This is a genomic window from Paenibacillus sp. ClWae2A (assembly GCF_032452295.1).
In the GTDB taxonomy this organism is placed as follows: Bacteria; Bacillota; Bacilli; order Paenibacillales; family Paenibacillaceae; genus Paenibacillus.
In genome coordinates this window covers 284,195-309,508 of record NZ_JAULSQ010000002.1, presented here as the reverse complement: position 1 = coordinate 309,508, position 25,314 = coordinate 284,195, and the positions used below count along the sequence as shown (strand labels likewise).

Below are 25,314 nucleotides of genomic sequence, written 5' to 3'. Positions count from 1 at the left end.
GAGCTAAGTCTTACATTTAATAGGGAGGTTTTTTACATGGAAGAAGAGTTGAAAGTCATCGTCTTTAAATTGGGTTCCGAAGAGTATGGTATTGAGGTAGACAAGGTTCAGACGATTGAGCGCATGATGCCAATTACCCGTGTTCCCAAGACACTTTCCTTTGTAAAAGGAGTTATTAATCTACGCGGTGTCGTAATTCCGGTTATTGATCTACGCGGTCGTTTCTCCCTTCCGGAATCGGAGTACACAGATCAGACTCGTATTGTTATCGTAGGTGTAGACGACATGCAAGTTGGCTTTATCGTAGATTCTGCTAATGATGTTATTGATATCAAGAGCAGTGCGATCGATAGCCCGCCAGAAGTGGTTGGCGGCGTCAAAGCGAGATACCTGCGAGGTGTTGCTAAATTGGAGGATTCACGCTTGCTGATTATGCTTAACTTGAATGAAGTATTAAATAAAAGCGAGATTGTACAGCTGGAAAGTGTTGAGGGCTAGTACCGTGGAGATGTTCAACCGATTTGAGGTATTCCAGATGGATGTGCTCAAAGAGGTCGGTAACATTGGAGCAGGCAACGCCGCAACGGCGTTGTCTCAACTCCTCAACAGACCGATTGACATGGGTGTACCTACAGTACAAATGCTCCCTTTTGAAGAAGTTGCCGAAAAAGTGGGCGGAGATGAACGCATCGTGGTTACCGTGTTTCTTCGTGTAGAAGGGGAAGCACCAGGAAATCTTTTCTTTATGATGACACCCGAGGCTGCTAAAATGTTGTTGAATAGACTTGCCGGGTTTGATCTGAAAGAAGGACTTGCTTTTACAGATATGGAACAATCAGCGCTTTCCGAGATTGGAAATATTTTGGCTGGATCCTATCTTTCTTCTTTGGCGGATTTCACGAAGTTGTCTATGTATCCAACTGTTCCTGGACTTGCCATCGACATGGCGGGTGCTATTCTAAGCTATGGCTTGCTGCAATTTGGCGAGATGGGTGACGCTGCATTATTGATTGACACATCTTTCTTTGAAGGTGAAGATCAAGTTGAGGGTCAGTTTTTCCTCATTCCGGATCCGCCATCCTTTGCAAAGATATTTGAATCGCTAGGGGTGCCACTGAGCCATGATTGAGGACAAAAGCGTCGTTAAAGTCGGTATGGCGGATTTAAACATCGCTCATCTTCCTGGTGTAATCCGTACGACTGGCTTGGGTTCGTGTGTGGGATTAACAATGTATGACCCACATTTGAAGCTGGCTGGAATGGCGCATGTCATGCTTCCTACTTCAGAGATCGCCCGTGAAGGGAAACTGAACACTGCAAAATATGCGGATACGGCGTTGCCTGAGCTTTTGGAAAAGATGATAAAACTAGGCGCTTCTCACTCACGTATTGTTTCTAAAATGGCCGGAGGCTCTCAGATGTTTGCCTTTGCTGGCGCTGGGGATACCATGCGCATTGGACCACGGAATGCAGATTCTTGTCGAGAGTGGCTTCAAAAACTCAATATCCCTCTTCTAGCAGAAGATACGGGTGGGAATTATGGACGAACGATTGAGATGGATTGTGAAACTGGGCTTTTGACTATTCGAAGTGTCCAAATGGGTGTAAAGGAACTATAAGACTATGATAGGAAACTACCGCATTAATCTTGGAGCAGGCATCGTTGGATTTATTCTTACTTTTTTTGTAGCATACAGCAGCAATGTGCTGATGACCAGTTTAATTCGCGGATTGATCGGATTCGTAGCCTGGTTTGTCCTTGCATATGGTTTACGCTGGGGATTGGGATTGCTGCTGTACCCTCAGATCGAGGGGAATGGGTATGGTTATGATTCACCAAGTGCTCAAGATCAAAGAGGTTCACAGGTGGACATTAAAATCGATGACGATGGACAAGAGCTGAATGACTTGCTCAAAAGTGGACAGAACGCTTCATCTGGGGACGATCTTCCTCCATCTGAGACGAAAGCTCCAACGGGATTCGCCCCTTTGGATCCGCCTAAACTTGTCCGGACCAAGGATCCGGAGGAATTGGCGCAGGCCGTTCGTCACCTGACAGACAAATAAGGAGGGTGAAAGCAATTGAACGAGCGTAAAGCTTCACATTTGAACCATTCTGATCTGTGGGAAAAGTGGAAAGAACATGGAGATCTTGAAGCCAAGAAATCTTTGATTGAAAAGTATCTTCATATTGTAAATTATGTATCCGGTCGACTGGCTGTTGGTTTGCCCAAAAATGTTCCCAAGGATGACTTGGAGAGCAATGGCGTTATGGGGTTAATTGATGCATTGGAGAAGTTCGACTATGAACGTGGTCTGCAATTTGAAACCTATGCATCATGGAGGGTCCGCGGAGCCATTCTTGACGGTCTGCGTCAAGGTGATTGGGTTCCGCGTTCTGTGCGGGAGAAGGCCAAGCGAATCGAAGACGCCTATCAACAGCTGGAACAAAGTTATCTCAGGTCCGTTAGTGATGAGGAAATGAGCGAGTATCTGGACGTGTCCACTAAAGATTTTCAACATATGCTTCAGGAAGTGGCAGTCATGTCACTTTGCTCGCTGGAGGACCCAATTCGTGAAGAAGAGTCTGAGACTCGTCTGTCTTTGATGGTGGATGAGAAAGCCAAAAATCCGGATTATAAAGTGAATGAGTTTTATTTGAAGGAAGCTTTGGTGCAAGGGCTTGACAAGTTGACGGTAAAAGAGAGAACGGTTGTTTCACTCTTGTATTACGAAGATCTTTCTCTTAGTGAAATTGCTGAGGTTATGTCTCTTTCTCCGTCTCGTATATCCCAGTTACATTCCAAGGCAATATTACGATTACGCGGCACGTTGGACAAACAGAAAGATTTGTTGATGCGTAAAGATTAATATAGAGAAGTAATATCATTGGAGTTTGGGGAGTGGAAAGTCTAAAAGGGGGAAGAACTGGAGTGACACAGCGGACTGCTTTGGAACAATGTTTAAACATTGTTTTATCGGACGACAAATGCACAGCCTACCTTGAATTTTCCAAAGAGGAAGAAGGCTTTGCCTGCACGATCGATGAACTTGAACAATTTGTTGGGAACAAGGGCATCAAACAAGGTGTATCACGAGAGGCATTATTACTTTTTGTGAGCAACCCTGAAACCTATTTAAAAGATAAATACAAGATTGCCGAAGGTATCGCTCCTATTCAGGGAACAGATGGCTTCATCAAGATTCTGGTTGGAATGGACGATACGAACGAACGGCGACCGCTCGAATCGGAAGATGGAACCGTCGATTACAAAGAAGTGACCCGGTTAAACAATGTCCGTAGTGGTCAGATCATTGCAGAGCGAATCGCTCCTTGTGAGGGCATACCAGGCAGGGCAGTAACGGGTGAGGAAATTCCTTATCGTCCGGGAAAAGAAGCTCGGTTTAAAGTTGGGAAAAACGTTGTGATTAACCCGGATGGTTCTGCGATGTATGCTGCACTGGATGGGCTGGTTACCAAAACGGACGGTAACAAACTGAATGTGTTTCCGGTCTATGAAGTCAATGGTGACGTTGATTACAATAACGGTAATATCGACTTTGTAGGCACGGTTGTCATACGAGGCAATGTACTTACCGGATTTAAAGTAAAAGCAGCAGGTGACATTCGTGTCGTCGGAGGTGTCGAAGGAGCTGAACTGGAAGCAGGCGGCTCAATCGAAATTACCGGTGGTATTATTGGTTATAACAAAGGACTGGTACAAGCAGGCCATAATGTTAAATGTAGCTTTATTCAAGAAGGCAACGTGGATGCCGGTGAAGATGTTTTGGTTTCACAAAGTATTATGCATTCCAATATTCGTGCTGGCCATGGTGTCATCTGTGCAGGAACTAAAGGTCTTATCGTTGGTGGCTCGATCCAGGCGGGTCAGAACGTCTCAGCGCGTGTTGTGGGCAACAGCATGTCCACGGTCACTTCCATTGAAGTTGGTGTGCTGCCAAAGCTGCGTAACGAACTGAATGATTTGCGCAAGGAAGCCAGAGAACAGATGGACTCGCTGGACAAAACAAAGAAGGCTTTGACATTGTTAGACCAGTTAGCTGCGGCTGGACAACTAAGTCCAGATAAGATGTCGATGCGGATCAAGCTGAATGCTACGCAGAAATCTGCTCTTCGTATAAGTGAAGAAACGAAAATGCGTATCTTTGAAATTGAAAAGGCACTTGAAGATACAAGTAAGGCTCGTGTTGATATTCTGAAGATGATTTATGGAGGCTCTAAAATAGTTATCGGCAGATACACGAAATTTATTAAAGATCCAGTGAGTCGAATTTCATTTTATTATCACGATGGCGATATTACGATGGTTCCATACGTTTAAGTACAGCATTCAGGCACAGGAAGAAATCCATTCGAAACCGTGAGGTGAGCGTATGAGTTTCAAAGCAGTGGAGTTGCAGATTGCGGTACCACGAACAAGCGAAGCGGGACGTTATCAAAGTGAAGCCCAGCAGCGACCGATTACGGATCAGAATCTTTTGGCAGAGCAAACGTCGAAAGAAGCAAATGAAGCAAGGCAACGTAGTGAAGCAATGGACGAAACTTCACAGACTTCGGTGCGTGATGGTCATACCCATGATGGGAATCAGCAGAGTGGTTCCGATGGACAGGACACTGCTCAGGCTCAAGAAACTGTCAAACCAGCAGAACACCCGTACAAAGGAAAACACATAGATCTGTCTTTATAATAGATGGTTGTTATGGATATGCAGTCTTGCGCACCGATGGTTGAATCAGAAGGAGAGAACCCAATTTGTCACCATGGATCATTATTGTCATATTAGGGGCCTGCGCCATCGCCTACGCTTATATCATGCCTCGTAAAAACAAGGCGCAAGAGCCCGGGCATCAACTGGTGCAGGAGATGGAATCTACGCTTGAACACTACATGACCGAGATCGAAAATGATAATGATGCTCTTATTCAACGTGTGGCTGAAATGAAGGGAGAAGCGACAGCAGCCGATCAGCGTATGCAATTGCAACTTCAGGAATTACAGCAGCGGTTGGATCAGTTGGAACAGAGCAAAAAGAACGAACCTGTCGCGTCACCTGTGCCACACTTAGGTGATGTACCCGTACAAGCTTCCGAAGGTTTGCAAGCTCAAGCACTCGTGAAAAGTGTACAAGCAGAGGCGGCCCAGCAGGCGTTAGAAGCAGACCTACAGACCAGCAGAGTCGAATCTTTGCCACAACGTGAATCGATTAAAGATCGATATGTAGAACTCTTTAATCTACATGCTGAAGGTAAGTCGATGGATGCCATATCCAAGCAGACAGGCATTCAGCGTGGTGAGGTACAGTTAATACTGCAACTGGCAGAACGGGAGGAAAGCTAAGTCATGGACAAGCGATCCTTATGGATTGGTCTGGGGAGCGGCATGATTATTGGTGCAGTTTTGCTTCAACTGGCCACAGTTGGACAAAATGCATTATCGGATAGTAATCTGGACCCCGAGCAGACTGCCAATATGACCAAAGAACAGCTTGAAACAGCCGCGAAAAGCCTGGATATGAAGTTGGTCGGTTCTGAAGAGGAACTGTACACAGAAGCAGAGTGGGTGGCGAAGAAAAAGCAGGAGAGCAGTAAGTTGCAGGGGAATACAGCAACACCGCCTGAGACAGTAACCTCTACGGAGACACCTGCAGAGCCTGATAAGCCACAAGAGCCTGCTGCAAGTGAAGGTGAAGGGCAGAAAGAGATAACTGAGCCGAAGACAACAGAACCTGTAACGCCGAGCAATCCGAAAGGCGCAACAGTATCATTCAAAGTACGTTCAGGAAATAGTCTGGCGATTGTTGCAGCAAACCTAAAAACCGCGGGAATCGTAGATGATGCTCAAGCATTCATAAAGGCTGGCAAAGCTGCGCGAATCAATACGAAAATCCAAGTGGGTACCTATGCGCTTGAAAAAGGCGAAAGTTTCAAATCCATTATCGCAAAAATTACGAAAGAACCGTCAAACTGAGCATGCTCGGACAGGACGGTTTTTGCGTATTAAACGGTACATTTTCAAAGCTTGATAATAATTAGCGCTTGAGTTACATATCAAGTTTAAAATGATTCGATACTAGCAAAAAGTAAAAAGTAGTTTTTAGCTTCAAAGACTGTTGCATCAGACAGTCAGTTGTGCTATATTAGATAACGGTGTTAAAACACACGCATGTGCTAATTTTGTTGAGGGTGCTTTCCTTATGGAGAGTCTTGGCGAAAAATGATGCCGGCGGAGGACACAATAAAAACCATATTAGGAGGTGTGTGAAGATGGCAGTAATCTCCATGAAGCAGCTTCTCGAAGCTGGGGTACACTTCGGTCACCAGACTCGTCGTTGGAACCCAAAAATGGATCGTTATATCTTCACTGAAAGAAACGGAATTTATATCATCGACTTGCAAAAAACGGTGAAAAAAGTCGAAGAGGCTTACAACTTCGTTAAAGGAATCGCAGGAGAGAATGGTAAAATTCTTTTCGTGGGTACTAAGAAACAAGCTCAAGATTCCGTTAAAGAAGAAGCTGAACGTGCTGGTCAATTCTACATTAACCAACGCTGGCTTGGCGGTACTCTGACTAACTTCCAAACTATTCAAAAACGTATTGATCGTTTGAAACAGTTGGAAGCTTGGGAAGAAGACGGTACATTCGCTGTATTGCCTAAAAAAGAAGTTATCTTGCTTCGCAAAGAAAAAGATCGTCTGGAGAAATTCTTGGGCGGTATTAAAAATATGAAAGGCCTGCCAAGCGCCCTGTTCATCATCGATCCACGCAAAGAGCGTATCGCTGTTGCGGAAGCTCGCAAATTGGGTATCCCAATTGTAGGTATCGTTGATACTAACTGCGATCCGGACGAGATCGATTATGTTATCCCAGGTAATGACGACGCGATCCGCGCTGTTAAATTGCTGACAGGTAAAATGGCTGACGCAGTAATCGAAGCTAACCAAGGCGAAGAAACTTCCGCTTAATAGATTCGAACATATGTTATAAACTAAATGAAAAGGGTGGTTGGCAGGTGGATAACCTCTCACTGCCCTTTTTTTAGAGTGTACGTACAATACTTAATGTTGGAGGGAATTTATAATGGCAGTTAATGCGAGTGCAGTAAAAGAACTTCGCGAAAGAACGGGCGCTGGTATGCTCGATTGTAAAAAAGCACTGGAAGAAGCAAACGGTGATGTAACAAAAGCAGCTGAATTGTTGCGTGAGAAAGGTCTTTCTGCTGCAGCAAGCAAAGCAGGCCGTGCAGCAACTGAAGGCGTTGTAGAATCTTACATCCACGCTGGTGGACGCATTGGTGTCTTGGTTGAAGTTAACTGTGAAACTGACTTTGTTGGTAAAACGGATCAATTTAAGGATTTCGTTAAAGATGTAGCTATGCAAATCGCTGCAGCTAATCCTAAATTCGTTAAACGCGAAGAAGTTCCTACAGATGAGCTGGAAAAAGAAAAAGAAATCCTGAAAGCTCAAGCTCTTAACGAAGGCAAACCAGAGAAAATCATTGAAAAAATGGTTGAAGGCCGTATCGGTAAATACTACGAAGAGTACTGCCTGATGGAACAAACTTTCGTTAAAGATCCAGACAAAACGATCTCCCAATTGCTGAACGAAAAAATCAGCCAAATTGGTGAAAACATCTCCATCCGTCGTTTCGTTCGTTACGAACTGGGTGAAGGTCTTGAGAAAAAAGTAGACAACTTCGTAGAAGAAGTAATGTCCCAAGTAAACAAATAAGACGGTTTCTATAAACCGGTAAGCAGAATTGATTTTCGAAGATATAAGAATGATAAAACTTCGAAGCGTAAACTCCCTTATATCTCAGGAAAACAGTGCCTTACCGGTCAAACGTTTTTCCTAAAAGAGCGGAACACAACTGTGTTCCTTTCTTTTTAAGCAGGAGGCCATGCGCGAGAAGTTTTGTTGGTTGAACACCGAACGTGTTCAATTCAAAGTGGAGGGTGAATAATTGGAACAGCCAGTATTTAAACGTGTTGTCTTAAAGGTCAGCGGAGAGTCCCTTTCCGGTCAAAACGGCTACGGTATTGATGCAGCTACGATCTCGTCGATTGCCCAACAGGTAAAAGAGGTTGTTGCACTTGGTGTACAGGTTGCTATTGTATGTGGCGGCGGAAACATCTGGCGTGGAATTGCCGGTAGCGAAAACGGCATCGATCGTGCAACTGCCGATTATATGGGGATGCTGGCGACAGTAATGAATTCGCTGGCACTGCAGGATGCTTTGGAACAGATTGAAGTACCTACGCGTGTACAAACATCTATTGCAATGCAACAGATTGCAGAGCCTTATATTCGTCGTAGAGCTATTCGCCATCTGGAGAAAGGCCGGGTCGTTATTTTTGCAGCAGGTACAGGTAACCCGTTCTTTTCCACGGATACAACAGCAGCACTGCGCGCAGCGGAGATTGAAGCAGAAGTTATCTTGATGGCCAAAAATAAAGTTGATGGTGTATACTCAGCAGATCCGTTTAAGGACAGTACAGCTGTGAAATTTGATCAGTTGACTTACATGGATATTCTTAACAAAGACCTTGGTGTAATGGATTCAACGGCATCCTCGCTTTGTAAGGACAACAACATCCCGTTGATCGTATTTGCCATTACGGAACAAGGTAACATCAAACGTGTTGTTCTGGGCGAACGTATCGGAACAATCGTTAAAGGGAGTGTAGATTAATGCCACAAGCGGTTAAACAACATGCCGAAGAGCGTATGGAAAAAGCAATTCAAGCATTGCGTCGTGACCTGGCTACTTTGCGTGCAGGCCGCGCAACTCCAGCTCTTCTGGACCGAATTCAGGTAGAGTATTATGGAGCAATGACGCCATTGAATCAACTCGCTAATATCAGTACTCCGGATTCCCGTACACTGATGATTCAGCCTTGGGACAAATCCTCCATGGGTGACATCGAGCGTGCCATCATGAAATCGGATCTGGGTCTTACTCCAGCCAATGATGGTAGCATGATCCGTTTGTCTATTCCGGCATTGACGGAAGAACGTAGAGCGGAACTTGTTAAGCTGACGAAGAAGTTCGGTGAAGAAGGTAAAGTAGCGATTCGTAACATTCGCCGTGACGCGAATGATGACATCAAGAAAATGGAGAAGTCAGATATTTCCGAGGACGAATCACGGAGACATCAGGACGATATCCAAAAATCGACCGACAAGTTTATTGCTGAGGTCGATAAGGTACTCGCTGCCAAAGAAAAAGAAATCATGGAAGTGTAAGACAAGCGCAGCCCCTCCAATACGGTGGGGTTTTGTCTCTTTTTCCAAGCTTCAGATAAAGAAACTTCAGGGATTTTGGAGGAACAGGAATGATCAAACGGGTTCGGTCGTGGTGGAATGGGGCTGACAAGCAGGAAACGCTGACTATATCCGAGGACAATATCCCGCAGCACGTCGCCATCATCATGGACGGCAATGGACGATGGGCCAAACGTTTGGGACTCCCGCGTATAGCCGGGCACCAAAATGGCATGAAGGCGGTCAAACGTGCGACCATCGCGGCGGATGAACTGGGCATCAAATATCTGACGATGTACGCTTTTTCGACAGAAAACTGGACGCGTCCAAAAGAAGAAGTGGATTTTCTGATGCGACTTCCGCAAGAATTTCTAGCCATAGAGCTGGATGAACTTATAGAAAAAAATGTGCGCATTCGCATGATGGGCCAAGAGGAACATTTACCTTCTCATACCATCAATGCCTTGCGGGAAGCCATTCGTCTTACGGAACATAATACAGGTCTCGTTTTAAACTTTGCAATGAACTATGGAAGTCGTCGTGAAATGACGGACTGTGTTAAACAGATCGCTCTGCAGGTGAAATCGGGGGAACTATCGGCAGAGGACATAACACCTGAACTCATTGATAGACATATGCTGACGGTTGACATGCCCGATCCGGATCTGCTGATCCGGACGAGTGGAGAGTTGAGATTAAGCAACTTTATGCTTTGGCAGCTTGCATATAGTGAATTATGGTTTACGGATATATACTGGCCCGAATTTGGCAAAAAGCATTTGCTTGAAGCAGTAGCCGAATATCAGCGCAGAACAAGGCGTTACGGCGGTTTGAAATAGATGGAGGATGAAGCCGTTGAAACAGCGATTAACGACAGGAATCATAGCAGGTGTGTTGTTTTTAGGTTTTTGCATGCTGGGCGGACCCTGGTACCATGGTTTGGTATTGCTTATGGCTCTCATCGGTTATTATGAATTTGTTAAAATGACCGGGGTGATGCCTTTTTCAGGTGTGGCCCTGATTGGATATGCTGGTGTTTTTGCCATTGTGTTTCCTTGGGAAATGCTTTGGGAGGCAAGACCACTATCTTTATTTCAGGTCATCTGGATTGTAATGCTGGTACTGATGACAGCTTCAGTTGTCACCAAGAATAAGGTTCCCGTGAATACAGTGGCCATGCTTTTCCTCGGCGTGTTGTATATAGGGATCGGTTTCTATTACATTGCAGAATCCAGACATCTGCATCATGGGTTGTTCTGGACGTTCCTGTTGCTGGGCTCCATATGGGCCAGTGATGCAGGAGCTTATTTTGTAGGGAAACTGATTGGTAGAAACAAACTGTGGCCTTCCATCAGTCCAAACAAGACTATAGAGGGGGCACTGGGTGGCATCGTGATTGCAATTGTTACTTCTGTTATTTTTGCATTAGTATCAGATGGTTTGCTTTCCTGGCAGAGAGCAATTGTGATCGGAATTGCCTGTGCAGTCGTAGGTCAGATGGGTGATTTGATCCAGTCTGCATACAAACGTGTATATAATATCAAGGATTCAGGCAGTCTTCTCCCAGGGCATGGAGGCATTCTTGATCGGTGCGACAGCTGGATTGTTGTTTTTCCATTCGTACATATACTAATGCTACTGCCCTACTAAAGAAGAACATGAGTCTGAGATAACAGCATTGTTCGCCGTAGGCATTGGATAATTAAAGATGAGGTGCAGCATGAAAAAAATTGCGATTCTCGGGTCAACCGGTTCCATTGGAACCCAGACGCTGGATGTAGTTGACATGCATCCAGAACTCTTTCAAGTGGAGGGACTGGCTGCCGGAGGCAATACAGACCTGCTGATCGAACAAACCAAACGTTACCGACCGAAGAAGGTATCGGTGGGGTCCAAAGAATTGGCGGAAAAGGTAGCTCCACATTTGCCTGCAGGAACGCAACTGTTTTATGGCACAGAAGGACTCGTAGAAGTTGCGGCAGGAACCGATGCGCATACGGTTGTTACAGCGGTGGTGGGGAGTGTTGGATTGGAGTCAACGCTTGCTGCCATAGACGCAGGCAAACAGATCGGTTTGGCCAACAAGGAGACATTGGTAACGGCGGGGCATATTGTTACTACTAGAGCGACTGCCAAAGGAGTCTCTTTACTGCCTATCGATAGCGAGCACTCTGCGATATACCAATGCTTGAATGGTGAAAACAGAGAACGCCTGACAGGCATCACGCTCACTGCTTCAGGAGGGTCATTCCGTGATCTTACCCGTGAACAGTTGAAGAGCGTGACTATAGAGGATGCGCTTAAACATCCAAATTGGTCAATGGGGTCCAAAATTACGATAGACTCGGCAACGATGGTTAACAAGGGACTTGAGGTCATTGAAGCACATTGGTTATTTGGTCTTCGATATGATCAGATTAATGTATTGCTTCATCCAGAGAGCGTTATTCATTCGTATGTGGAATTTGATGACACCAGCATCATCGCTCAACTGGGGAATCCAGATATGCGAGTTCCCATTCAATATGCACTGACTTACCCTGACCGCTTGCCATCACCAGCACAGCGTCTGTCTCTTGCTCAAGCTGGGAAATTACATTTCCGTGAGATGGATATGGAACGGTTCCCGTGTTTAAGAATGGCGTATGAGTGTGGTAAAATGGGAGGAACCGCAACAACGGCGTTTAATGCAGCCAACGAGGTTGCTGTAGCTCGTTTCTTGCGTAAAGAGATTTCATTCCTTAAAATAGAAGATATTATTGCTTCTGTGCTGGAAGCACACCACAATGTGGACGAGCCTGATCTGCAGGAGATCGCCCGTTGTGATCAGGAGAGCCGTAAGCTTGCGGCCAGTCTGTAATCTCTTTTTTCATAACAAATTGGAAGAAGTGATTCTCTTGTGCGGCATCAGAGAATAATGATAATCTAGAGGGACAGACTGCGGTATGTGCCGTGAAGGAGGATGGATAGGGATTGGAAACCATACAAGTGGTATTTCTAACGGTGCTCATGTTCTTTGTCATCGTGACGGTTCATGAATGGGGGCATTATTATTTTGCCAAACGCGCCGGTATTCTTGTACGGGAATTTGCGATCGGTTTTGGTCCCAAATTGTTCTCATATAAAAGAAACGAGACCCAGTTTACATTGCGTTTGTTGCCTTTTGGTGGATATGCACGGATGGCAGGGGAAGATCCGGAACTGGTTGAGATCCAGGAAGGACAGACCATTGCGGTAAGATCTGCAGATGACCAGGTGAAGATGATCTATCTGGATCAGCTGGATAACCGTAAAAATGTAATACGTGGTGAAGTCATCTCCATTGATATGGAGAATGCACTGAAGCTTCAACTGGATGTAGATGGTGAGATTCAGGCGTATCGTATACATCCTCAAGCAATGTTGGTAAGTCGTGGCAAACAAACGCAGATTGCACCGAAAGATCGTCAATTCGGCAGCAAAACTGTTGGACAGCGTGCATTGGCTATTTTTGCGGGACCGCTGATGAACTTTATCTTGGCCTTTGTGTTGTTTGCTGTATATGCGCAGATGGCAGGGGTTCCGGTGGAAAATCCGAAAAACCTTGAAATTGGTGAAGTGCTTGAAGGTGGGGCAGCTGATCAGGCAAACATGCAAAAGGGCGATATTATCGAGACAATCAATGGTACTGTTATTGGTACAGATTCACAAAAAATGGTGTCGATGATTGCCGATTCCAAAGACAAGCCGATGGAATGGACGCTGCGCCGGGGGGCGGATACGTTTAATATAACGATTACTCCACGTGCTGTAGAAGGACAAGAGGGCGGTAAAGTGGGAATCGTACCTACGTTACCAACTCGATCTGTTGGATTTGTAGAGACATTTAAAGTCTCAGGCGTGGCCATGGTTGATACAACCAAAGTGATATTTGAAGGTTTTAAACATCTGATCAATCAATTCAACATGGACGATATTGGTGGTCCAGTTCGTACGTTTGAAGTGACAGGGCAGATTGCTAAACAAGGGATTGAGCAGTTAACGAGATGGGCAGCGATTTTGAGTCTGTATCTAGGAATTTTCAACCTGCTACCAATACCTGCACTGGACGGCAGCCGTCTGGTATTTTTGGGAATTGAAGCACTGCGCGGCAGACCTGTTGATCCCAATCGCGAAGGCATGGTGCATTTCATCGGATTTGCGATGTTGTTTGTGTTGATGCTGGCAGTAACATACAATGATATATTACGTTTAATTAACGGATAATTACGGTTGGACTATGCTCTGGACATTCAGAGATAGTCGTTATGGGAGGACGCGGGAGTCTTATGTCAAAGGAAAATGATAAACAGTTCGTGACTGAAATCACACCACAGGGTGAGGATTTCTCACGCTGGTATATTGATGTTATCAAAAAAGCTGATCTCATGGACTATGCACCCGTACGCGGTTGTATTGTGTTCAAACCAGACGGATTTGAAATCTGGGAACATATTAAGGATGAGTTGGATCGTCGTTTCCGGGAAACGGGTCATCGCAATGCTTATTTCCCGATGTTCATTCCTGAGAGCTTCTTTCAAAAGGAAAAAGAGCATGTGGAAGGTTTTAACCCTGAATTACCATGGGTTACGGAAGCTGGCGGAGAGAAGCTAGAAGAACGTCTGGCAATCCGTCCTACATCCGAAACGATTATTGGTCACATGTATTCCAAGTGGATTCAATCTTATCGGGATCTTCCGGTACTGATCAACCAGTGGGCTAACGTAGTTCGTTGGGAAAAAAGAACGTTGCCGTTCCTTCGCACAAGTGAGTTCCTGTGGCAGGAAGGTCATACTGCGCATGAGACGGAAGAAGAAGCACGTGAAGAAACGATGAAAATGCTTGAGATTTATCGTGAAGTAGTTGAGGAGTACTTGGCTATTCCTGTAATTGTGGGTCAGAAAACCAAATCCGAGAAGTTTGCGGGTGCGGTGGATACGTACTCGATCGAAGCCATGATGAAGGATGGACGTGCTGTACAAGCAGGTACATCTCACTACATGGGCACCAACTTTGCAAAAGCATTTGAAATCCAGTATCTTAGCCGCAATAATGTGTTGGAGCTAGCTTACACTACTTCTTGGGGAGTAAGCACACGTTTGATCGGTGCATTAATTATGGTTCACGGAGATGATCGTGGTCTCGTACTTCCTCCTAAAGTGGCACCGACACAAGTGGTTATGATTCCAATTGGACCTCCGAAAACGCGTGATGCTGTTGTTGGGCGTGCAGATGAGTTGTTCACTGAGTTGAAAAAAGCTGGAGTCCGTGTGAAAATGGATGATCGCAGCGATGTTCGCCCAGGTTGGAAGTTCAATGAATACGAGATGCGCGGTGTTCCGATTCGTCTGGAGATTGGTCCACGTGATATGGAAAATGGTGTTTGTGTACTCGTATCACGCATCACAGGTGAGAAGAAAGTGGTAGAACAAGCAAACCTGGTAGAGGAAATCCAGGCTATGCTGACACAGATCCAGGTAGATATGCTGGAACGTGCTCGCACATTTATGTCGGATAACTTCTACTCCGTGGATACACTCGATGAGATGAAAGAACTGATGGAAAATAAACGCGGGTTTACACTGGCTGGATGGTGCGGTTCAGAAGCTTGTGAAGATAAAGTAAGAGAAGTCACAGGTGCAACAAGCCGGAACATTCCGTTCCAGCCTGCGGAAGAAAAGCATACGTGCCTGGCTTGTGGTGAGCAGGCACAACACACGGTTGTGTTTGCAAGAGCGTATTAAGTCAGGATCACTTGACTATATACACTGGACTAAACATGTACATGAGAACGTAGAGAACAGAAATAACCTGAAGAAGCGGAGCTAAAAGCTTTCTGAAAGAAAGCTACATCGGAAGCATACGCTGCGCCTTTAGCCCCGGATTTTCCCCTTTCTAAAAGGGAATCAAAAAATCTGGGGATAACAGTGATCGGAAGGTTGTTCTGTTATCGGAGTGGTAAGTGTAAATATCTTTTTGTTCAATGTATATAATGACACGTACGGACTGTAAGAGTAATGAATGAAGAGCTTCTGTCGGATAAAATGAGTCGGTGCGAGTTCGGATCGGTGACATTTTTGAATGCAGGGGCTTTTCATGCTTTAAGGGGGTACAAGGAGGAACACGATGAGCGGATTCGAGGAGAAGAGAAAACGGTTTGAGTTGTTGATGAAACAGGCAGAGCTTCCGTCTGGTCTGTTAGAGCCCTATTTTTTGGATGGATGGATTGAACAAGTAGAGACCAATCGAAGTAATCGGGAATGGAATATTCTGATTGCGAAGGATACGCTGGTACCCGCTCCAATCTATCGCACATTTTGCCTGCATATTCAAGAGAAGATGAATCATATCGCCAAAATTTCATTTGGTTTCAAATACACGGACCAGGTACAAAATGGTGATATCGTCAGTGAATATTGGAATCTGTTTCTGGAGTGGGTTACCCGTGAGATTCCATCTGTAAATGGTTGGATGAACCGGACAACCTTTGAATGTGAAGAGGATCTCCTGCAACTGACAATGAGTGATGCAACGTCGATGGAATTGGCTCGCAAGAAACAGATTGATCAGGCTATTACAAAATTCTATGAAAAATACTTTCAACTATCTCTTCGCATCAAGATGCAAGTGGGAGAAGTGGGAAGCAATAAAGAGGCCATGGAACAGTTCCAGGCCCAAAAACGTGTAGAGGAACTTGAGGTCATCGAAAAGATGATGAGTGAAGTGGACACAGAAATCCCGGTGGATGAGGAGCAGGGCGATCTGCGTTTGCAAATGGGTTATGATATCAAAGAGCCAGCAGTACCTATGCAGGAAATCCAGGATGAGGAGAAAAAGGTCACGCTTCAAGGTACGGTATTTGGTCTGGATCGTAAAGAACTGCGAAACGGAAATACGTTGTTTACCTTCTACCTGACCGACTTCACGGACTCCATGCAAATGAAGATGTTTGCCAAAACCAAAGAGGACGTTAAAATTCTCAGTTTGCTGGCTAACGGTAAATGGGTGAAAGTGCGTGGTCGTGTAGAGTATGACCGTTTTATGCAAATTCCTGAACTCGCCATGATTCCTTCGGATTTGATTGAAGTTAAAGCACCGCCGTCTCGCAAAGATAATGCACCAGAGAAACGAGTGGAGTTCCATTTGCACTCTACGATGAGTACGATGGATGCTGTAACTTCAATCGACAAATACGTGAAAATGGCAGCGGAGTGGGGACATAAGGCGATTGCTGTCAGTGATCATGGTGGGGTGCAGGTATATCCCGAAGCTTCCAAGGCAGCTAAGAAAAACGGGATCAAAATGATCTACGGCCTTGAGGCCAATGTCGTCAATGACTCTGTTGCCGTTGTAATGGCTCCGCAGCCTTTGGATCTGCAAACAGCGACATACATCGTATTTGATATCGAGACCACGGGTCTGTCGGTAACGCAGAACAAAATCATTGAGATTGCTGCCGTGAAGATGCAAGATGGTAAAGAAGTCGACCGGTTTGCGACGTTTGTGAATCCGCATGAACGCATTCCCTACAACATTCAGCAATTGACCAATATTAATGATGAAATGGTAAAAGATGCACCTGAGCTTGAGCCTGTTATCCGTGATTTTGTACAGTTTGCGGGAGATGGTGTACTTGTTGCCCATAATGCACGTTTTGATATGGGCTTTATCCAGGCTTCCCTGAAGCAAATTGGAATGCCGGAGCTTCCTAACCCGGTTCTAGATACGTTGGAACTGGCACGATTGTTATTTCCAAAAAATAAGAACCACCGTCTGAATACGATGGCGGATAAATATAAGGTTGGACTCGAAAGCCATCACCGTGCCATTGATGATACGGTTGCACTCGCAGGTATACTGATCGGATTATTAAATGATGCTGCCCAGATGAAAGGTTTGACAAGGCTTGATCGCTTGAATGATTATGTGGGTGTCGACTTGTCGAATACAAGACCTTTCCATTGTGGAATCTATGCACTGAATGATGTTGGTAAGAAAAATTTATACAAGCTGGTATCTCTCTCTCATACGGAACATTTCAAGCGGGTACCGTGCATTCCCAAATCAAAACTGATTAATTTGCGTGAAGGCCTTGTAGTTATATCGGGCTGTGAAAAAGGTGAGTTTTTCGAAGCGGTTCTTAACAAATCGCTCGAAGAAGCGGAAGAGATCGCTGAGTTCTATGACATACTGGAGATCCAACCACTTACCATGTATATGCATTTAGTGGATAAAGGGTTGGTGGCTACACCCGAAGAAATCAAAACAGCGATCCGTAAAGTCATTGATATAGGTGCAAAACTTAATAAACCGGTCATAGCCACAGGTAACGTGCACTATTTGGAACCGCGTGACAAGTTATATCGGGATATCACCATTCACGGAATTACAGGATTTAGTCCACTGAAAGATCAGCGTAAACCGGATGCACATTTTAGAACGACAGAGGAAATGCTGGAAGAGTTCCAGTTCCTGGGTCAGGACAAAGCATACGAGGTCGTTGTTACAAATACGGTGGAGTTGTCTGATCGATTTGAGGAAATTAAGTTATTCCCGGACAAACTGTTTACTCCGATTCTGGAAGGTGCGGACGAAGAAATCCGTAATACCTGTTATAACACTGCCAAGTCCATCTATGGCGAGGAATTACCAGAAGTAATTGTGGCGCGACTAGAGAAAGAACTCATTCCAATTATTAAATACGGTTTTTCTGCCAACTATCTGATCTCGGAACGCTTGGTTAAAAAATCGAATCAGGATGGTTATCTCGTAGGTTCGCGGGGATCTGTAGGCTCCTCTGTTGTTGCTACATTCCTGGGTATATCCGAGGTTAATCCATTACCTGCTCATTATATTTGTGTGAATTCGGAATGCAAACACAGCGAGTGGTTCCTGGACGGCAGTGTTCGGAGTGGATTTGACCTTCCGGAGAAAGAGTGCCCGGATTGTGGTGGCACACTTAAAGGAGAAGGTCAAGATATTCCGTTTGAGACCTTCCTTGGATTTAAAGGAGATAAAGTTCCCGATATTGACTTGAACTTCTCTGGTGATTATCAGCCTCATGCTCATAACTATACGAAAGTACTATTTAGTGAGAAAAGTGTTTTCCGTGCGGGAACCATTGGTACGGTGGCTGAGAAAACAGCTTTTGGTTTTGCCAAGAAATATGAGGAAGAACATCACAAGAAATGGCGCGGAGCGGAATTGAATCGATTGGCTTCAGGGTGTACAGGGGTAAAACGGAGCACTGGACAGCACCCCGGCGGTATTGTCGTAGTACCTGATTATATTGAAGTCGAAGACGTTACACCAGTTCAGTTCCCTGCTGATGACGTTAATGCGGAGTGGAAAACAACACACTTTGATTATCATGCTTTTGAAGAAAACTTGCTGAAACTTGATATTCTGGGGCACGATGATCCGACGATGATGCGGATGTTGCAGGATCTGACAGGGGTCGACCCAACGACCATTCCGATGAATGATCCCAAAGTCATGAGCATGTTTAACTCAACCGAAGCTCTGGGTGTTACACCGGAACAGATTAGGTCACCAGTCGCGACATTTGGCGTGCCGGAGATGGGAACTAAGTTTGTTCGTCAGATGCTTGTTGAATCCCAACCGACATCTTTTGCCGATTTACTGCAGATTTCCGGATTGTCCCATGGTACAGGGGTATGGCTCGGAAACGCTCAGGATCTGATTAAGAACGGAACGTGCAACATTAAGACAGTAATTGGTTGTCGGGATGATATCATGTTGTTCCTGATTTATAAAACGGGAATGGACGCAAGTCTTGCCTTTAAGATTACCGAGAGTGTTCGTAAGGGACGGGGTCTGCCCCAGGAATGGATTGACGAGATGAAGAATTGTAAAGTGCCTCAATGGTACATTGATTCGTGTCTCAAAATCCAGTACATGTTCCCGAAGGCTCACGCGGCCGCTTATGTTATTTCCGCAGTACGTACAGCATTCTTCAAGCTATATCACCCGATTGAATATTACGCAACTTACTTTACCGTTCGGGCGGATGAGATTGATATTGAACTGATGTGTCAGGGGTATGACGCGATCTATCGGAAGATTACGGAGATTGAGCAATTAGGTTTCCAGGCACCTCCGAAAGAGAAAAACATGTTGCCTGTTCTGGAAATGGGTCTGGAAATGGCAGCACGTGGATTCTCGCTGAAATCCATTGACTTATACCGTTCGGAAGCGACAAAGTTCATCGTTGATGGAAAATCACTAATTCCTCCATTTTCTGCGTTGGCAGGAATCGGGGATAATGCTGCTCGCAATATTGCTGCAGCGAGAGATCATGGTGAGTTTCTGTCGGTTGAGGACTTCCAGCAGAAGTCGAAAGCAAGTAAGACCATTGTTGAACTCCTGTCGAATATGGGATGTTTCCGCGGCTTGCCAGAGAGCAATCAGCTTTCCCTTTTCTAGGATTAAATTTGGAGCTTAAAATAGTGATGGATGGAGGGAACATAATTTTTCCTTCATTAGTAAGTAAACCGACTGAATCATCGCTTACTTGTCACTATTACCAGACTATGTTATAATTTTTGAAGTGAACGAGATAGTACGAATTTCTAAAGAGTGGGGAAACCCACTCTTTAGTCTTTGGTATACAAGAATCTTGGGTATTGAATAATCTGCCAGTGCTTTTTTGCTGGTGTAACCTAAGTTGGAGGTTATTGGTTTTGAGCACAACGAACATTAAATCTACCGTGGAAGAAATGATCCAACCCTACTTGAACGAACAAGGCTTCGAGCTGGTTGACATCGAATACGTCAAAGAAGGCAGCAACTGGTTTTTACGGGTGTATGTCGACAAAGAGGGTGGCATCGACATCGACGATTGCGTCTTGATCAGCGAAAAGCTGAGCGCCAAGCTGGATGAGAACGATCCGATTCCAACCATCTATTTCCTTGAAGTGTCTTCTCCCGGTGCGGAGCGTCCACTGAAAAAACCTGAGGACGTTACCAAATCTGTAGGCAAAAATGTTTTTGTTACAACCTACGAGCCGGTGAACGGATTGAAGGAATTTGAAGGCAAGCTGCTTTCCTTTGATGACGGGGAACTCGTGATCGAAGCAGGCAAAAAACAGCATGCCATTTCTTATGATAAGGTTGCCAGTGCGCGCCTAGCTATTTTGTTTTAAGTGCCTTGTTCACTTTATTAATGAAAAAGACACATCTCACGATAACGGCAAGGTGCTCATGAGTTCAGAGCCTTTCGCCGTTTTACGTATGAGATGCCATGTTTGAAAGGGGGATCAACATTCATGAGTATGGATTTTATTGAAGCAATGAATGAATTGGAACGGGAAAAAGGGATCAGCAAGGATGTGCTGTTTGAAGCGATCGAGGCTGCACTAATTTCCAGCTACAAGCGGAATTTCAACACGGCCCAGAACGTGCGTGTTGACATGAACCGTAATACGGGAGTTATTCGGGTGTATGCCCGTAAATTGATCGTGGAAGAAGTCCTTGATTCACGTACCGAAATTTCATTGCCTGCTGCACGAGAAATCAACCCACACTTCCAGCTGGAAGATATTGCGGAGATTGAAGTTACGCCGCGTGATTTCGGACGTATCGCCGCACAGACTGCCAAACAGGTAGTGACCCAGCGGATTCGTGAAGCCGAACGCGGCCTGATCTACAACGCTTTCGTAGATAAGGAAGAAGATATCGTTACGGGAGTGGTGCAGCGTCAGGATTTGCGCAATATCTACATCGATCTGGGCAAAATCGAAGCGGCTTTACCGCTGACCGAATTGATGCCGAACGAGAAGTTTGTTCATGGTGACCGTATTAAGGCGTATATCACCAAGGTCGAGAATACGACCAAAGGGCCGCAAATCATTTTGTCCCGTACCCATCCGGGCCTCTTGAAACGTCTCTTTGAACTGGAAGTGCCTGAGATCTTTGACGGCGTAGTTGAAATTCGCTCCGTCGCTCGCGAAGCAGGGTTCCGCTCCAAGATTGCCGTTCATTCCCGCAATGAGGAAGTTGATCCAGTTGGATCTTGTGTAGGTCCTAAGGGAATGCGCGTGCAGACCATTGTGGGTGAGCTGCGCGGTGAAAAAATCGACATCGTTCGTTTCTCCGATCAGGTAGACGAATATGTTGCTAATGCACTGAGTCCTTCCAAAGTATTGGAAGTTCATGTATTTGAGGAAGAAAAGATGGCTCGGGTTATCGTTCCGGACTATCAACTGTCGCTCGCAATTGGTATCAAAGGCCAAAATGCCAGATTGGCAGCCAAATTAACCGGCTGGAAAATCGACATTAAGAGCGAGAGCCAGGCGGAACAGGAATTCGGCAGAGAAAAAGATTCTTCTTCTGAAATGCATCAGGATTCCGTCTCCGTCGACTAAAGTAAAGTACGGGGGGCGCTGACGTATGAAACCAAAAAAAGTGCCGCTGCGCAAATGTGTGGCATGCCAAGAAATGATGCCCAAAAAGCAGCTGATTCGCATCGTTAAAACGCCAGAGGATGAAGTGCTGATCGATTTGACTGGCAAAAAATCCGGACGTGGTGCCTATTTATGCGGCAAAGAGTCCTGTTTTAAGCTCGCACTCAAAAACCGAGCTTTGGATCGGGCGTTAAAAGGCAAAGTCTCACCTGAAATTTACGAGCAATTAGCAGCTGACTTCATCGCGGTTGAGGATGAATTCAAAGCAGCACAGGAGCGTGAACATGACTAATATTAAAACGCTGTCTTATCTGGGACTCTCTATGCGTGCAGGTAAACTTGTAACAGGTGAAGAAATTGTACTTAAAGCGATCCGATCTTCCGAAGCAAAAATGGTTATTGTTGCGGGTGACGCCTCAGCCAATACACAAAAGAAATTTCGCGATAAATGCGGAACTTATAAGGTTCCTCTGTTGATCGGATTTGACCGGGATAGTCTGGGCTCAAGTATCGGTAAAGACACGCGTGTTGTTCTTGCAGTAACGGATCGAGGGTTTGCAAAAATGATCTCCAAGCAAGTCGGTATAATGTCGGAGGTGGAGTATATTGAGTAAACAGGAAAACAAGGATAAATTGCGGGTTTATGAATATGCGAAGTCCCTTAATATGAGTAGTAAAGAAATTATAACCATTCTTAAAAAGCTGGAAATTCCCGTAAACAATCATATGAGTGTCATGGAGAATGGTTCAGTCGGTAAGGTGGAACAATTTTTTAAAGATATAAAATCCACTGCTGCTTCCAAAAAAGGCAACGAAGCAAAACCAGTTGCTACTTCGGCAGTACGCAGTGACAAACCAGTGGACAGCAACAAGCCGGCCGGCGGAGTGAACACGCCGAATAGCAGTAACCCATCCGGTAGTCCCGTACAAACAAAAATACAACAGGAAAAGCAGGTAGGTATGAACAATAGACCAAATTCCAACAATAACAATGGCACCCCAAGACCCAGCGGCCAAGACAGCCGCAACAGAACGAACTCTTCCCAAGGCTCAAGCCAAGGAGGACAATCAACTAACCGTCCAAGACCGGCTCAAGGTGGACAAAGCAGTACTGCATCCCGTCCGCAAGGAACGGGCCAACGTCCGAATAACAGCGGGGGCGGTCAAGTAAGAACTTCAGGCCCTAACAGCGGTGGTAATACAGGTACTGGCGGCAACCGTAGCGGTGGCCAAGGTCAGAGCCAAGGACAAGGCCAACGCAGAAGCGGCCCAGGTGGCACTACAGGCAACAACAATAATAGTGGCAACCGTTCGAACAGCGGTGGCGGTGGACGTCGTTATGATGACAATCGTGGTGGCAACTTCCGTGGTAACCGTGGTGGTAAGAACAACCGCAACAGAAATCAACAACAGTACCAACAACGTGAGAAAATTGATAACACACCTAAGAAAATCATCGTTCGTGGTGATATGACCGTAGGTGAAACAGCGAAGTTGCTTCATAAGGATGCTTCCGAAGTTATCAAAAAGCTCATCGCTATGGGCGTTATGGCAACAATCAACCAAGAGCTTGATATCGAAACGATCCTTCTGCTTTCAGGTGAATTCGGTGTTGAGGTTGAAGTGAAGATTGTGCTTGAAGATGACCGTTTCGAAACACTGGAAGAGAATGATGATGCTGCTGACTTGCAAGCTCGTCCTCCAGTAGTTACGATCATGGGTCACGTTGACCATGGTAAAACGACTTTGCTGGATGCCATTCGTTCCACGAATGTATCCGATGGAGAAGCAGGCGGAATCACACAGCATATTGGTGCATATCAAGTTGAAATCAACAACAAAAAAATTACGTTCCTGGATACACCGGGTCACGAAGCGTTTACCGCTATGCGTGCACGTGGAGCACAGGTTACGGATATGACGATTATTGTCGTAGCTGCGGATGACGGTGTTATGCCACAGACCATTGAGGCGATTAACCATGCCAAAGCTGCTGGGCTACCAATCATCGTGGCTGTCAACAAAATTGACAAGCCGGGCGCTGATCCAGACAAAGTGAAACAAGAATTAACCAGCTATGAACTCGTTCCTGAAGAGTGGGGCGGAGATACCATCTTTGTTAACGTGTCAGCGAAACAAAGAATGGGTCTGGAAGGTCTGCTTGAAATGATTCTGCTGGTTGCAGAAGTGAACGAATACAAAGCGAACCCGGACAAACGTGCTCGTGGTACAGTGATTGAAGCCGAGCTGGATAAAGGACGTGGCCCAGTTGCACGTATCCTCGTACAGCACGGTACATTGAAAGTCGGCGATGCTTTCGTAGCAGGGAACTGCTTCGGTCGTGTCCGTGCGATGGTCAATGACAAAGGTCGTCGTTTGAAAGAGGCTGGACCTTCAACACCTGTAGAAATCACAGGTTTGACTGAAGTTCCAGGTGCGGGAGATCCATTCATGGTGTTTGAAGATGAGCGCAAAGCGCGTTCCATCGCTGACAAACGTGCGATTACGCAACGTGAATCCGATCTGGGTACACATACTCGCGTAACGTTGGATGATCTGTTCCAGCACATCAAAGATGGCGAGATCAAAGATCTGAACGTAATCATCAAAGGTGACGTACAAGGTTCGGTTGAAGCATTGAAAGGTTCCCTTGCGAAGATCGAAGTTGAAGGTGTGCGTGTGAAAATCATTCATAGCGGCGCTGGTGCAATCACCGAGTCCGATATCATTTTGGCTGCAGCATCCAATGCCATCGTGATTGGTTTCAACGTTCGTCCTGATAACCAGGCGAAAACAACTGCAGATCAAGAGCAAGTAGACGTTCGTCTGCATCGCGTGATTTACAGTGTTATCGAAGAAATTGAACAAGCAATGAAAGGTATGCTTGATCCGATCTACAAAGAAAAAGTTATCGGTCATGCTGAAGTTCGTAGCACGTTCTCGATCAGTAAAGTGGGTACCATCGCTGGTTGTATGGTTACCTCGGGTAAAATTACGCGTTCTGCGGAAGCACGCCTGATTCGTGATGGCATTGTCCTTTACGAAGGTAAGCTGGATTCCCTGAAACGTTATAAAGATGATGCCAAAGAAGTAGCACAAGGTTACGAGTGTGGTATCACACTTGATAAATATAATGATCTCAAAGAAGGCGACGTTATCGAAGCTTTCATTATGGAGACAGTACAACGATAAGCAAGGAAGCATGAGGTGAACAACGATGGCTAAGATTCGTACAGGTAGAGTGGGCGAGCAGATCAAGAAAGAAATAAGTCTGCTCATCCAGTCTGAACTGAAAGATCCACGTATCGGCTTTATTACCGTAACGGGAGTCGAAGTGACAGGAGACTTGTCGCAAGCCAAAGTTTATCTGAGTGTCTTCGGTGAACAGGAACAAAAAGATAACACGCTCAAAGCTCTGGCAAAAGCAAATGGATTTTTGCGTTCCGAGCTGGGCAAACGTATCCGGTTCCGGCATGTTCCCGAGTTGATATTCAAGATTGACGAATCCATCGCTTATGGTAGCCGAATTGAGAAGCTGCTTGGCGATATTGGTTCCGACAAGAACGAATCCCAGTAACAGAATAGAG

25 protein-coding genes are annotated in these 25,314 nt (G+C 45.5%); all 25 read left to right on the top strand.

The features are described from left to right. Positions 1-36: 36 nt before the first annotated feature. The 25 genes from QVE09_RS07455 (at position 37) to rbfA (ending at position 25,304) form a co-directional block, all read left to right on the top strand. Positions 37-498 carry a chemotaxis protein CheW gene (locus QVE09_RS07455; RefSeq protein ID WP_145318865.1) on the top strand — a complete coding sequence of 154 codons (462 nt, stop codon included), beginning with the start codon at positions 37-39 and terminating at the stop codon, positions 496-498. Positions 499-508: 10 nt separating this feature from the next. Further along, positions 509-1,129 (top strand): chemotaxis protein CheC, encoded by a 621-nt coding sequence (locus QVE09_RS07450; protein ID WP_091034987.1) that lies wholly within the window; start codon positions 509-511, stop codon positions 1,127-1,129. Further along, positions 1,122-1,619 (top strand): chemotaxis protein CheD, encoded by a 498-nt coding sequence (locus QVE09_RS07445; RefSeq protein WP_017689162.1) that lies wholly within the window; start codon positions 1,122-1,124, stop codon positions 1,617-1,619. The genes QVE09_RS07450 and QVE09_RS07445 overlap by 8 nt, the downstream gene beginning before the upstream one ends. Positions 1,620-1,623: 4 nt before the next feature. Beyond that, positions 1,624-2,067, top strand: a complete 444-nt coding sequence (locus tag QVE09_RS07440; RefSeq protein ID WP_315936319.1) for a hypothetical protein — start codon at positions 1,624-1,626, stop codon at positions 2,065-2,067. Between the two features lie 15 nt (positions 2,068-2,082). Beyond that, positions 2,083-2,871, top strand: coding sequence for a FliA/WhiG family RNA polymerase sigma factor (locus tag QVE09_RS07435; protein WP_315936318.1), 789 nt, complete (start codon positions 2,083-2,085; stop codon positions 2,869-2,871). 62 nt (positions 2,872-2,933) lie between these two features. Beyond that, positions 2,934-4,343 carry a flagellar assembly protein A gene (locus QVE09_RS07430; protein WP_315936317.1) on the top strand — a complete coding sequence of 470 codons (1,410 nt, stop codon included), beginning with the start codon at positions 2,934-2,936 and terminating at the stop codon, positions 4,341-4,343. A gap of 52 nt (positions 4,344-4,395) precedes the next feature. Then, positions 4,396-4,710 carry a hypothetical protein gene (locus tag QVE09_RS07425; protein ID WP_315936316.1) on the top strand — a complete coding sequence of 105 codons (315 nt, stop codon included), beginning with the start codon at positions 4,396-4,398 and terminating at the stop codon, positions 4,708-4,710. Between the two features lie 65 nt (positions 4,711-4,775). Continuing rightward, the gene (locus QVE09_RS07420; protein ID WP_315936315.1) at positions 4,776-5,360 is read left to right on the top strand and encodes a hypothetical protein; all 585 of its coding nucleotides are present in this window, start codon (positions 4,776-4,778) and stop codon (positions 5,358-5,360) included. Between the two features lie 3 nt (positions 5,361-5,363). Further along, positions 5,364-5,990, top strand: coding sequence for a hypothetical protein (locus tag QVE09_RS07415; protein ID WP_315936314.1), 627 nt, complete (start codon positions 5,364-5,366; stop codon positions 5,988-5,990). A 296-nt stretch (positions 5,991-6,286) separates the two neighbouring features. Beyond that, positions 6,287-6,985: a 30S ribosomal protein S2 gene (gene rpsB / locus QVE09_RS07410; RefSeq protein ID WP_017689155.1), complete on the top strand. Its 699-nt coding sequence runs from the start codon at positions 6,287-6,289 to the stop codon at positions 6,983-6,985. 115 nt (positions 6,986-7,100) lie between these two features. Beyond that, positions 7,101-7,751, top strand: coding sequence for a translation elongation factor Ts (gene tsf, locus QVE09_RS07405; protein WP_017689154.1), 651 nt, complete (start codon positions 7,101-7,103; stop codon positions 7,749-7,751). A gap of 232 nt (positions 7,752-7,983) precedes the next feature. Next, the gene (gene pyrH, locus QVE09_RS07400) at positions 7,984-8,712 is read left to right on the top strand and encodes a UMP kinase (RefSeq protein ID WP_211081635.1); all 729 of its coding nucleotides are present in this window, start codon (positions 7,984-7,986) and stop codon (positions 8,710-8,712) included. Then, entirely contained in the window at positions 8,712-9,266 is a 555-nt protein-coding gene (frr, locus tag QVE09_RS07395) for a ribosome recycling factor (RefSeq protein ID WP_017689152.1), read from the top strand. Before pyrH ends, frr begins: the two co-directional genes overlap by 1 nt. An 89-nt stretch (positions 9,267-9,355) precedes the next feature. After that, positions 9,356-10,123: an undecaprenyl pyrophosphate synthase gene (locus tag QVE09_RS07390; protein ID WP_017689151.1), complete on the top strand. Its 768-nt coding sequence runs from the start codon at positions 9,356-9,358 to the stop codon at positions 10,121-10,123. Positions 10,124-10,139: 16 nt separating this feature from the next. After that, positions 10,140-10,934: a phosphatidate cytidylyltransferase gene (locus QVE09_RS07385; RefSeq protein WP_315936313.1), complete on the top strand. Its 795-nt coding sequence runs from the start codon at positions 10,140-10,142 to the stop codon at positions 10,932-10,934. 70 nt (positions 10,935-11,004) lie between these two features. Further along, positions 11,005-12,144 carry a 1-deoxy-D-xylulose-5-phosphate reductoisomerase gene (locus QVE09_RS07380; protein WP_315936312.1) on the top strand — a complete coding sequence of 380 codons (1,140 nt, stop codon included), beginning with the start codon at positions 11,005-11,007 and terminating at the stop codon, positions 12,142-12,144. A gap of 113 nt (positions 12,145-12,257) precedes the next feature. Next, complete coding sequence (rseP, locus tag QVE09_RS07375) at positions 12,258-13,529, top strand: RIP metalloprotease RseP (RefSeq protein ID WP_315936311.1); 1,272 nt, start codon at positions 12,258-12,260, stop codon at positions 13,527-13,529. Positions 13,530-13,591: 62 nt separating this feature from the next. Then, on the top strand, positions 13,592-15,046 hold the full coding sequence (gene proS / locus QVE09_RS07370; protein WP_315936310.1) for a proline--tRNA ligase: 1,455 nt from the start codon (positions 13,592-13,594) through the stop codon (positions 15,044-15,046). Between the two features lie 382 nt (positions 15,047-15,428). Then, positions 15,429-19,748 carry a PolC-type DNA polymerase III gene (locus QVE09_RS07365; protein WP_315936309.1) on the top strand — a complete coding sequence of 1,440 codons (4,320 nt, stop codon included), beginning with the start codon at positions 15,429-15,431 and terminating at the stop codon, positions 19,746-19,748. A gap of 257 nt (positions 19,749-20,005) precedes the next feature. After that, positions 20,006-20,467 carry a ribosome maturation factor RimP gene (gene rimP / locus QVE09_RS07360; protein WP_091017262.1) on the top strand — a complete coding sequence of 154 codons (462 nt, stop codon included), beginning with the start codon at positions 20,006-20,008 and terminating at the stop codon, positions 20,465-20,467. Positions 20,468-20,590: 123 nt separating this feature from the next. Then, positions 20,591-21,688 (top strand): transcription termination factor NusA, encoded by a 1,098-nt coding sequence (nusA, locus tag QVE09_RS07355; RefSeq protein ID WP_062833827.1) that lies wholly within the window; start codon positions 20,591-20,593, stop codon positions 21,686-21,688. Between the two features lie 25 nt (positions 21,689-21,713). Beyond that, the gene (gene rnpM / locus QVE09_RS07350; RefSeq protein ID WP_017689143.1) at positions 21,714-22,019 is read left to right on the top strand and encodes an RNase P modulator RnpM; all 306 of its coding nucleotides are present in this window, start codon (positions 21,714-21,716) and stop codon (positions 22,017-22,019) included. Further along, positions 22,012-22,341 carry a L7Ae/L30e/S12e/Gadd45 family ribosomal protein gene (locus tag QVE09_RS07345; protein WP_017689142.1) on the top strand — a complete coding sequence of 110 codons (330 nt, stop codon included), beginning with the start codon at positions 22,012-22,014 and terminating at the stop codon, positions 22,339-22,341. The genes rnpM and QVE09_RS07345 overlap by 8 nt, the downstream gene beginning before the upstream one ends. Then, positions 22,334-24,919 carry a translation initiation factor IF-2 gene (infB, locus tag QVE09_RS07340; protein ID WP_315936308.1) on the top strand — a complete coding sequence of 862 codons (2,586 nt, stop codon included), beginning with the start codon at positions 22,334-22,336 and terminating at the stop codon, positions 24,917-24,919. The genes QVE09_RS07345 and infB overlap by 8 nt, the downstream gene beginning before the upstream one ends. A 25-nt stretch (positions 24,920-24,944) precedes the next feature. Beyond that, the gene (rbfA, locus tag QVE09_RS07335) at positions 24,945-25,304 is read left to right on the top strand and encodes a 30S ribosome-binding factor RbfA (protein ID WP_017689140.1); all 360 of its coding nucleotides are present in this window, start codon (positions 24,945-24,947) and stop codon (positions 25,302-25,304) included. Positions 25,305-25,314: the final 10 nt, after the last annotated feature.

Bases quoted from the DNA above. Each gene is read 5' to 3' on its own strand.
- QVE09_RS07455 (WP_145318865.1), top strand. From the start codon at position 37: ATGGAAGAAGAGTTGAAAGTCATCGTCTTTAAATTGGGTTCCGAAGAG.
- QVE09_RS07450 (WP_091034987.1), top strand. From the start codon at position 509: ATGTTCAACCGATTTGAGGTATTCCAGATGGATGTGCTCAAAGAGGTC.
- QVE09_RS07445 (WP_017689162.1), top strand. From the start codon at position 1,122: ATGATTGAGGACAAAAGCGTCGTTAAAGTCGGTATGGCGGATTTAAAC.
- QVE09_RS07440 (WP_315936319.1), top strand. From the start codon at position 1,624: ATGATAGGAAACTACCGCATTAATCTTGGAGCAGGCATCGTTGGATTT.
- QVE09_RS07425 (WP_315936316.1), top strand. From the start codon at position 4,396: ATGAGTTTCAAAGCAGTGGAGTTGCAGATTGCGGTACCACGAACAAGC.
- QVE09_RS07415 (WP_315936314.1), top strand. From the start codon at position 5,364: ATGGACAAGCGATCCTTATGGATTGGTCTGGGGAGCGGCATGATTATT.
- rpsB (WP_017689155.1), top strand. From the start codon at position 6,287: ATGGCAGTAATCTCCATGAAGCAGCTTCTCGAAGCTGGGGTACACTTC.
- tsf (WP_017689154.1), top strand. From the start codon at position 7,101: ATGGCAGTTAATGCGAGTGCAGTAAAAGAACTTCGCGAAAGAACGGGC.
- frr (WP_017689152.1), top strand. From the start codon at position 8,712: ATGCCACAAGCGGTTAAACAACATGCCGAAGAGCGTATGGAAAAAGCA.
- QVE09_RS07390 (WP_017689151.1), top strand. From the start codon at position 9,356: ATGATCAAACGGGTTCGGTCGTGGTGGAATGGGGCTGACAAGCAGGAA.
- QVE09_RS07380 (WP_315936312.1), top strand. From the start codon at position 11,005: ATGAAAAAAATTGCGATTCTCGGGTCAACCGGTTCCATTGGAACCCAG.
- proS (WP_315936310.1), top strand. From the start codon at position 13,592: ATGTCAAAGGAAAATGATAAACAGTTCGTGACTGAAATCACACCACAG.
- QVE09_RS07365 (WP_315936309.1), top strand. From the start codon at position 15,429: ATGAGCGGATTCGAGGAGAAGAGAAAACGGTTTGAGTTGTTGATGAAA.
- nusA (WP_062833827.1), top strand. From the start codon at position 20,591: ATGAGTATGGATTTTATTGAAGCAATGAATGAATTGGAACGGGAAAAA.
- rnpM (WP_017689143.1), top strand. From the start codon at position 21,714: ATGAAACCAAAAAAAGTGCCGCTGCGCAAATGTGTGGCATGCCAAGAA.
- QVE09_RS07345 (WP_017689142.1), top strand. From the start codon at position 22,012: ATGACTAATATTAAAACGCTGTCTTATCTGGGACTCTCTATGCGTGCA.
- rbfA (WP_017689140.1), top strand. From the start codon at position 24,945: ATGGCTAAGATTCGTACAGGTAGAGTGGGCGAGCAGATCAAGAAAGAA.